Origin of the sequence: Mesorhizobium sp. M4A.F.Ca.ET.090.04.2.1, from assembly GCF_003999085.1 — a bacterium.
Lineage (GTDB): Bacteria > Pseudomonadota > Alphaproteobacteria > Rhizobiales > Rhizobiaceae > Mesorhizobium.
The window spans coordinates 1-7,352 of record NZ_RZOT01000297.1 but is presented as its reverse complement, the minus strand read 5'-3'; the positions used below and the strand labels follow the sequence as shown (position 1 = coordinate 7,352).

Annotated in this window: 5 protein-coding genes and 1 pseudogene; 3 read left to right on the top strand and 3 right to left on the bottom strand. The window is 63.7% G+C overall.

What is annotated here, in order from left to right; all coding sequences use genetic code 11:
- Positions 1–41: 41 nt before the first annotated feature.
- Entirely contained in the window at positions 42–1,463 is a 1,422-nt protein-coding gene (locus EN781_RS20300) for a DEAD/DEAH box helicase (protein ID WP_189347710.1), read from the bottom strand.
- A gap of 406 nt (positions 1,464–1,869) precedes the next feature.
- Between EN781_RS20300 and EN781_RS20295 the strand changes: the two genes are divergently transcribed.
- Positions 1,870–3,402, top strand: coding sequence for an acyl-CoA carboxylase subunit beta (locus tag EN781_RS20295; protein ID WP_126054654.1), 1,533 nt, complete (start codon positions 1,870–1,872; stop codon positions 3,400–3,402).
- Positions 3,403–3,407: 5 nt separating this feature from the next.
- On the top strand, positions 3,408–4,478 hold the full coding sequence (locus EN781_RS20290; protein WP_126054655.1) for a M48 family metallopeptidase: 1,071 nt from the start codon (positions 3,408–3,410) through the stop codon (positions 4,476–4,478).
- Between the two features lie 48 nt (positions 4,479–4,526).
- Here the strand turns inward: EN781_RS20290 and EN781_RS20285 are convergent, their stop codons facing one another.
- Positions 4,527–4,922 carry a DUF6165 family protein gene (locus EN781_RS20285; protein ID WP_126054656.1) on the bottom strand — a complete coding sequence of 132 codons (396 nt, stop codon included), beginning with the start codon at positions 4,920–4,922 and terminating at the stop codon, positions 4,527–4,529.
- A gap of 152 nt (positions 4,923–5,074) precedes the next feature.
- On the opposite strand from EN781_RS20285, the gene waaF reads away from it, so the two are divergent.
- A complete protein-coding gene (waaF, locus tag EN781_RS20280) occupies positions 5,075–6,103 on the top strand; it encodes a lipopolysaccharide heptosyltransferase II (protein ID WP_245455466.1) in 1,029 nt (342 codons plus the stop codon).
- 5 nt (positions 6,104–6,108) lie between these two features.
- Here the strand turns inward: waaF and EN781_RS20275 are convergent.
- A pseudogene (locus EN781_RS20275) lies at positions 6,109–7,352 on the bottom strand (hypothetical protein); the annotation flags it as partial.

Genomic DNA, 7,352 nt, shown 5'->3' with positions numbered 1-7,352 from the left:
GGCGTATCAAGCCAGGTCAGGAGGCTCGGCGGACCGCTGCTTCAGGCAGCCCGGGTCGCCGGCCGCTTGCCGCCGTAACGGCGCTTGTTGTTGCCCTTGAAAGGCTTGCGGCCCTCAGGACGCTCGCCCTGCGGCTTGCCCGCGACGGGACGATCGCCACTGGGCTTGCCGCCAAAACGCTTCTTGCCGAAGCCGTTGTTGCCGCCGCCGGGGCGCCTGCCGTCGCGACGGCCGCCATGGTGTTCACGGTCGTTAGCCGGCTCGAAATGACGCTCGTTCCTTTCGGCAGGGTTGCGCTGGGGGTCGGGGCTGCCGAGATGGTCGGCAGCGACCGGCAACTTGGCGCGGATAATCCGCTCGACCTGGCGCAGCTTGGCGTTCTCCGACGGGTCGCAAAGCGTGATGGCGATGCCGTCCCTGCCGTTGCGGCCGGTGCGGCCAATACGGTGGACATAGCTTTCCGCCTCGTCCGGCAGATCGAAGTTTACGACATGGCTGATGCCTGGCACGTCGATGCCGCGCGCGGCTATGTCGGTCGCCACCAGGATGCGGACCGAGCCGTCGCGGAAATCGTTGAGCGCCTTCTGGCGGGCATTCTGCGACTTGTTGCCATGGATGACGGCGGCCTTGAAGCCATCACGATCGAGATCCTTGGTCACCCTGTCGGCGCCATGCTTGGTGCGAGAAAAGATGATGACCGACTTCATCGCCTCATCGGCGAGCATCTTGGACAGCACCTGGCGCTTCTGCTTGGTGCGGGCAAGGACGACGCTCTGCACGATCTCAGCCGCCGCCGTGCTTTGCGGCGCGACTTCGACGCGAACCGGGGTCTTCAACAGGCCTTTCGCCAATTCGGCGATCTCGTCCGGCATGGTCGCCGAGAACAGCGCCGTCTGGCGGTCGGGCGCGGTCGCCTTGGCGATGCGCTTGACGTCATTGATGAAACCCATGTCAAGCATGCGGTCGCCTTCGTCGAGCACCAGCCATTTAGTGTCGGCGAGGATCAGATCGCCCTCACGCACCAGGTCGGTCAGCCGGCCGGGCGTGGCGATCAGGATATCGACGCCGGGCGCGATCTTCTTCACCTGGCTGAAGCGCGAGACGCCGCCGAGCACGAGCGCGGTCGAGACATGCGCGCCCTTGGCGAGGATCTTGATGGTGTCCTCGATCTGAACGGCGAGCTCGCGGGTCGGCGCCAGGATCAGCGCGCGGGTCGTCTTCGGCCGGCGCTTGGTGCCGAGCCCAATGATCTTCGACAGGATCGGCAGCGCGAAGGCCGCGGTCTTGCCCGAACCGGTCTGGGCGATGCCGAAAATGTCACGGCCTTCCAGCTGTGGCGGGATCGCCTGGACCTGAATCGGCTTCGGGTCGGTGAAGCCCGCGGCATGAGTGGCCTTGAGCAGCGCGCCGGAGATCCCGAGCGCGGCGAAACCATTCTGTTCCGCTGTGTTTTCGTTGGTCAAAATAATCTTCTTTCACGCGGCCTGTAGCCGCAAACATCGATGGCGGCAGGGCGCAACCTGCCGTCGAAAAATTGTCATGGAACGACAAGGCGGCGGACGGGATCGTCCGCGCGGCTGCGCTGTCGTGCCCGCAAGCTTCATGCCTCGGGGCTTTTTCGCCACTTTGTGATGTACCGGGAAGAGGGGCCGAACACCGGAAAGAGGGAAAACAGACGCAACCAGTCTCATTCGTCGAGAAGGCCGGACAATGCCGGCCCAAGCGCCTATGCCGCTGCATATGGACGAGTTCGCCTCGAAATGCAAGGGCCGCATGCTGCAATGCAGCAAAAACCATGGCAAACGCGGCGCTTGCGCTCCCCTGCGCGCATCATTACCACAAACGCAGCTATCCGTTTGGGGGACCGCGATGAAGGACGTGCTGAAGGAGCTCGAGCGCCGCCGCGAGATCGCCCGCATGGGCGGCGGCAAGGCCCGCATCGACGCCCAGCACCAGAAAGGCAAGCTCACCGCCCGCGAGCGCATCGACGTCTTCCTCGATGAGGGTTCGTTCGAGGAGTTCGACATGTATGTCGAGCACCGCTCGACCGATTTCAGCATGGAGAAGACCAAGATCGCCGGCGACGGCGTCGTCACCGGCTGGGGCACGGTCAACGGCCGCCCGGTCTATGTCTTCGCCAAGGACTTCACCGTGTTCGGCGGCTCGCTGTCGGAGGCGCATGCCGAGAAGGTGGTCAAGGTTCAGGAGATGGCGCTGCGCAACCGCGCGCCTATCATCGGTCTCTATGACGCCGGCGGCGCTCGCATCCAGGAAGGCGTGGCCGCACTCGGCGGCTACGCCGAGATCTTCCAGCGCAACGTGCTCGCCTCCGGCGTGATCCCCCAGATATCGCTGATCATGGGCCCTTGCGCCGGCGGCGACGTCTATTCACCGGCGATGACCGACTTCATCTTCATGGTCCGCGACACCTCCTACATGTTCGTCACCGGGCCGGACGTGGTGAAGACCGTCACCAACGAGACGGTGACGGCAGAGAGCCTCGGCGGCGCCTCCGTCCACACCACGAAGTCGTCGATCGCCGACGGCGCCTACGACAACGACGTCGAGGCGCTGCTGCAGATGCGCCGGCTGGTCGACCTGCTACCGGCCTCCAATACGTCGGAAATTCCCGAGATCGAATGCTACCAGTCAGTGACCGATCACGATCTATCGCTCGACCGGCTGATCCCCGACAACGCCAACAAGCCATACGATATCAAGGAGTTGATCCTGAAGGTTGCCGACGAAGGCGACTTCTTCGAGATCCAGCAAAGCTTTGCCAGAAACATCGTCACCGGCTTCGGCCGCGTCGAGGGCCGCACCGTCGGCTTTATCGCCAACCAGCCGATGGTGCTGGCCGGCGTGCTCGATTCCGACGCCAGCCGCAAGGCGGCGCGCTTCGTTCGCTTCTGCGACTGCTTTTCGATCCCGATCGTCACCTTCGTCGATGTTCCCGGCTTCCTGCCGGGTACCGCGCAGGAATATGGCGGGCTGATCAAGCACGGCGCCAAGCTGCTGTTCGCCTATGCCGAGGCGACCGTGCCGAAGATCACCGTAATCACTAGGAAGGCCTATGGCGGGGCCTATGACGTGATGGCGTCAAAGCATCTGCGCGGCGACATGAACTATGCCTGGCCGACGGCACAGATTGCGGTGATGGGTGCCAGGGGCGCGGTCGAGATCATCTACCGCAAGGACATCGGCGACGCGGGAAAGATCGCAGCGCATACAAAGGCTTACGAGGATCGCTTCCTGTCGCCCTTCGTCGCCGCCGAACGCGGCTATGTCGACGAGGTGATCATGCCGCATTCGACCCGTCGTCGCGTTGCCCGGGCGCTCAGGATGCTGCGCAACAAGGACATGCAGAACCCCTGGAAGAAGCACGACAACATCCCGTTGTGACCTGAATGTCGCGCTTCATCATCAGCGCTGGGCGGCGGTTCGGCAGGTTCGGGGTGCTGTTTTTCGTGGTTCCCGCAGCCATCATCTTCTGTATCTGGATGTCGCTGCTCGACAGCCATCCAGTCTGGTTCATCGCCTGCGGATTTCTCGTCATGCCGATCTCGACCACCGCGGCGGCTTTTCTATTCGGCACATTGTTTGCCGGCTTTCGGCGCAGCAAGATCAAGGGAGTGAGCCGGGCGGAGGCACCTGGCCTGTGGGACCAGTGGGAAAAAGTCGCCGGCCCGCGCAGAGCCGCCCGCACCGTGATTGCGCTGGAGGACAGCTTGAACGCCGGCGTGCGGGAGGAGCGCACGCTTCTTGGTCTTCTCGGCCGCCGGCTATTTTTGACGGTCGGCATCCCCTTGCTCGTCGTTACCGACGAAAATGCTCTTGCGGCAATTCTTGCCCATGAAGACGCGCATGTGCGCAACAAGGACACCAATGGCGGCCTCAACCTTGCCGAGTTCGAGAACAGTTTCGGCTTCGTGTTCGAGTACGCGCCACCTGGGGTGACGATATCGGGCAGCCTCCTCCATGCGGCTATCGGCTGGCTGTCGGAATCGTTCGAGCGGGAAGACATCCGACTTTCACGCGAGGCGGAGATCAAGGCGGATCGCCACGCGGCGACATCCGGAAATGCCGAACAAGCGGCGCGCGCGCTCCTGCTCGTCGCGGCGGCAGACGTACATTTCGCCGAGAAAGTCTATGAGCCGCTGCGGCGCGAGGTGATGGGCGCTTTGCGTCCGCCGCGACCGCCACTTGCCCGCCTGTTGGAAGCGGCCGGGGAGCTGTCGCAAGCCCAGTACCTGGACGCTTGCGCGCAAAAGGCGTGGGTGCGTCCGGACGACGGCAAGTCGACGCACCCCTCATGGGCACAGCGGTTGGCAGCACTTGGGTACGTCGAAGCGCCTGAGATCGCCCCGATACGTCGGACAGCGCTCTCGACGCTGCTGAGCCCGGATACGGTCGAACAACAGATCGCTGCGTTCGACAGTAGATGGACCGGGCAGATGGAGGACTATCTCCAACGCTGAGGGTTCGTGCCGCACGCTGCCGCGACAACACCCCGCTGTGAGACCGTCCTACTCGTAGTGCTCGTAGGATTTTTCCTCGATGATCGCGGAACTCAGCAGCAGGTTTATCTCGCGCTTCAGGGCGGCGCGGCGGTCGTTCGTGCGGTAGACGCCGCGGGCGAGCTCGATGAAACGATCGCCGAATCGCTTGTTGAGCTCTTCGATGCGGATATCGTCCTCGATGACCCAGAGCGCCTGGTTGACGGCCTTCAACTCGGCGTAGAGGCCAGCCAGCGCCTCTGAACTGGGGATGTGTTCGTCGCGAACATGCGCTAGCTGCTCCAGCTCGTGCAGGACGTTGGCCAGCTTGGACGCGTCGGCGATGCTTGCCGCCTTGATCTCGAGGATCGATATCTTGTCCAGCAATTCGCCTGGGGCGATCTCGACGAGTATGGGGCGGACCATGCTATTGCCCTCTTCTGATGAGCCTTGTCAAAATTCACCGGCTGGGAATATGGACCCGCCGGAAAGCGTAGCGGCAATAGGCAGCCGAAACGAGTCAAGTCAATCTCCGGACGGCAGGGAATGCTCCGGCGCGGAAAGAGAAAACAAAAAGGGTGTTCGCCTTGAATCCAATTCTTCTGGTCGGCTTTCCGGCGGTCGGCGATTTCGTCCGCTGTCATTCGGCCATCCGCATCCTCGCGGAACGGTTTCCCGAGCGCCCGATCGACGTCGTGACATCGCCCGGAAACGTATCCTTTGCCCGCTTCATGCCGCATGTCCGCAAGGCCTGGGCACTAAAGAAGCGGCATATGCAACTCGGTCTGGCAGAGCGCCGCGACCTGATACGCGAGCTTCGCAAGCAGAACTATGGCTCGGCCTATCTCATGACGAGCACGATCAAAGCGGCCCTGATTCCGTTCTTGGCCGGCATTCCGGAACGCATCGGCTATCCGCAGGAGTTGCAGTTCGGGTTGGTCAATCGCCTTCCTGCTGATTGGCTGCGGCATTTGTGGGCGTTCGGCCCGCGCAAGACACGCCTCTACGAGGAGGTATGCTCCATTGCCACGCTGGGCGCAAAGCCGGCGAACGTCGATTGGCCGGCGCCGCAGCTGGTCATTCCTGGCGCGGAACTGGATGAGTGGCGCAGCCGCGCCGGTGTCGAAGCCGGCACGCCGGCCCTGGCCATCTTCACCGGAGATATGACGAGTCCGCGATCGTGGCCGATGGGGCGCTTCATCTCGATCGCCAAGGACTATTGCAGCCGCGGCTGGGCGGTATGGATTGTCGGCGGCCCTCGCGAACATGATGCGGCGAACCGGATCCGCGCCGAGGTGCCGCAAGCGATCGATTTCACCACGACGCCGCTGATCGACGTGATGTACCAGCTTGGCGCGTCAGCGCTGTTCCTTGGCGTCAATGGCGGCATGTCCCATGCCGCGGCAGCCTTGAACATTCCCTGCGTGCAGATATTCGGCTCGAACCTTTCCTACGTACATGGGCCGGTCAATGACCATGTCCGCTTTCTCGAGCCGCCCATTTCGACCCCGAGTTGGATCGAGGATACATCCGGTGTCAGCGAGGAAAGGGTGCGCGAGGCCTTGGCTGCTGCCTTCGCGGAACCGCGCCGCCCGCCAGGCGCCTGATATCGCTACTCCTCTTCCGCCGCTCCGAAACCCGCACCCATCGTCGCGCGCGCAGCGCTCGCCCATGGCGTTGCGTGGTTGTCGATGCGCATCTGGAAGATGAAATAGGTCGGCGAGCAGAAGCCGATGCCTTTCACCTTGGCGGCGCCCGGCGTGTCCGGCGGCAGCGACTGGCACATATAGTCCTCGCGGCAAAAATGGTCAGCCGAGCAGGCCGGCCGGTTGCCGCGATTGACCGCGCCGCCGAGGCATTGGTCGAAATTGTTGGTCGCCACGCAGGTGTCGAATTTCTTGCCGCCGACCAGGCCGCAGATCTCGTTCGGCATCGGCTTGCCGGCCTTGAAGGCGGCGAAGGTGCGGTCCTTGTCGTCGCAGCCGCGATATGCGATGCCGGCCGGCACGCCGATCTTCGGCGGCCGGCACGTGTAGGCGGTGCGTGAGATGTCGGAGGCGAACGCGGCGAACTGCCCGGTGATGGTGTAGCGGTCGTTGAAGGGGTGCGACGGATTGCTGGCGATCGATCCCGTCAGACACGGATGGCCGGAAAACATCGCCCTGCTGTCCTTGGGCAGCAGGCATTGCGCCAGCCTGGTGCGCACCCCCGAAGCCGTGGCGAGCGGCGTGCAGACGGTGCCGCCGCCGCACTGCCAGGTCCGGCCGAAGCGGGCGGCGTCCTCCGGCATCAGGCACGGCATCGCCGCTTCTGCCGGCGCGTAATCAACCTCGGTGTATTTCCAGGCCGCCGGTGGCGCGAAGGACAGCGGATGCAAACGGTTTGGCTCCTTGCCTTCGGTCGTGGCCCGCAGCCAGGCCACGCGGCGCGGGATTTCGGCATGGAGGTGCGGCGAGATGCCGACCTCGATCCGGTTGAGCGGCGACGTCGTCTTGTCGTCCAGGCCGATGAAATGGAAGCCGGCGGTGGACCCTGCCTGATGGCAGCCCTGGCAGGCGCCATTGTCCAGGCGCTCGACCAGCGCTTCCGGTGTGCGTACCAATTGCAGCGCCGAATAGTCGAGCCCGGCGAAATCCGCAGGCTGGAACAGCGGCGTGAACGGATGATTGGCCTGCCGTGCGCTGCCGAAGGTGGACCACGAGATGACCTTCCTCGCCAGGAACTCGTCCGGTATCTCGTAGACGCCTAGATCGACCGCGCCGACATTGGCGCTGACAAAGTCGGCGAGCTTTTTCTTGAGCACGGCATCTTCCGACAGCCGCGCGACGTCAGGCGTAGTCTCCAGCGGCTTTTGGC